At 67.2% G+C, this 1,699-nt stretch carries 2 protein-coding genes; both read left to right on the top strand.

Going from position 1 to position 1,699, the window contains the following annotated elements; genetic code table 11:
• On the top strand, window positions 1–663 hold a 663-nt coding region (locus AB0950_RS40380), incomplete at its 5' end, for an alpha-glucosidase C-terminal domain-containing protein (protein ID WP_366780811.1).
• Window positions 660–1,699 (top strand): alpha-amylase family glycosyl hydrolase (locus AB0950_RS40375; protein ID WP_360163087.1); only part of this gene is annotated, 1,040 nt, incomplete at its 3' end. The genes AB0950_RS40380 and AB0950_RS40375, both read left to right, overlap by 4 nt.

Raw genomic sequence — 1,699 nt, 5'->3', positions numbered from 1 at the left:
CTGACCGAGTACCTCACCGAGTTGTCGGGTGAGGCGGCGGCCTGGATGCGGCCGAACTTCTTCGCCAACACCCCCGACATCCTGCACGCCTACCTCCAGCACGGCGGCCGGCCCGCCTTCGAGGTGCGGGCCGTGCTCGCCGCCACCCTCTCCCCCGCCTGGGGCATCTACAGCGGCTACGAACTGTGCGAGAACACCCCCCTCAGGGAGGGCAGCGAGGAGTACCTCGACTCGGAGAAGTACCAGCTCAAAGCCCGCGACTGGGAAGCGGCGGCACGCGAGGGCCGTACCATCGCGCCGCTCATCACCAAGCTGAACACCGTCCGACGGCAGCACCCCGCGCTACAGCGCCTGCGGAATCTCCGCTTCCACCAGACCGACAACGATGCCGTGCTCGCCTACAGCAAGAGCGCGGGAACGGACACGGTCATCGTGGTCGTGAACCTCGACCCCCACCACACCCAGGAGGCCACGGTCTCGTTGGACATGCCGCAACTCGGCCTGGACTGGCACGCCGCCCTGTCCGTGCACGACGAACTGACGGGTGAGACGTACCACTGGGGCAGGACCAACTACGTGCGCCTGACGCCCGGCAGCGCGCCGGCGCACGTGCTCCACGTCGGGCGTCCGACGCCCCGGAACGGAGGGCCCGCAGCCTCATGACCGTCAACGAACCCGTACACGACACCTTCGAGGACACGCCCGCGAAGGACCGGGATCCGGAGTGGTTCAAGCGCGCCGTCTTCTACGAGGTCCTGGTCCGCTCCTTCCAGGACAGCAACGGCGACGGCATCGGCGACCTGAAGGGCCTGACCTCCAAGCTCGACTATCTGCAGTGGCTCGGCGTGGACTGTCTGTGGCTGCCGCCGTTCTTCAATTCGCCGCTCAAGGACGGCGGTTACGACGTCTCCGACTACACCGCCGTCCTGCCGGAGTTCGGTGACCTGGCCGACTTCGTGGAGTTCGTGGACGCCGCCCACCAGCGCGGCATGCGCGTGATCATCGACTTCGTCATGAACCACACCAGCGACCAGCACCCGTGGTTCCAGGAGTCCCGCAAGAACCCCGACGGCCCCTACGGGGACTACTACATGTGGGCCGACGACGACAAGCAGTACGAGGACGCCCGGATCATCTTCGTCGACACCGAGGCCTCCAACTGGACCTTCGACCCGGTGCGCGGCCAGTACTACTTCCACCGCTTCTTCTCGCACCAGCCGGACCTGAACTACGAGAACCCGGCCGTGCAGGAGGAGATCCTGGCGGCGCTGCGGTTCTGGCTGGACCTCGGGATCGACGGCTACCGGCTCGACGCGGTCCCCTACCTCTACGCCGAGGAGGGCACCAACTGCGAGAACCTGCCGGCCACCCACGCCTTCCTCAAGCGGGTCCGCCGCGAGATCGACGCGATGTACCCGGACACGGTGCTGCTGGCGGAGGCGAACCAGTGGCCGGAGGACGTCGTCGACTACTTCGGGGACTACGCCTCCGGCGGCGACGAGTGCCACATGGCCTTCCACTTCCCCGTCATGCCGCGCATCTTCATGGCCGTGCGCCGCGAGTCCCGCTACCCCGTCTCCGAGATCCTGGCGAAGACGCCGGCCATCCCCTCCGGCTGCCAGTGGGGCATCTTCCTGCGCAACCACGACGAGCTGACCCTGGAGATGGTCACCGACGAAGAGCGCGACTACATGTGGGC

Source organism: Streptomyces sp. NPDC007189 (assembly GCF_040703635.1).
In the GTDB taxonomy this organism is placed as follows: domain Bacteria; phylum Actinomycetota; class Actinomycetes; order Streptomycetales; family Streptomycetaceae; genus Streptomyces.
This window is presented reverse-complemented; position numbering and strand designations above follow the sequence as displayed.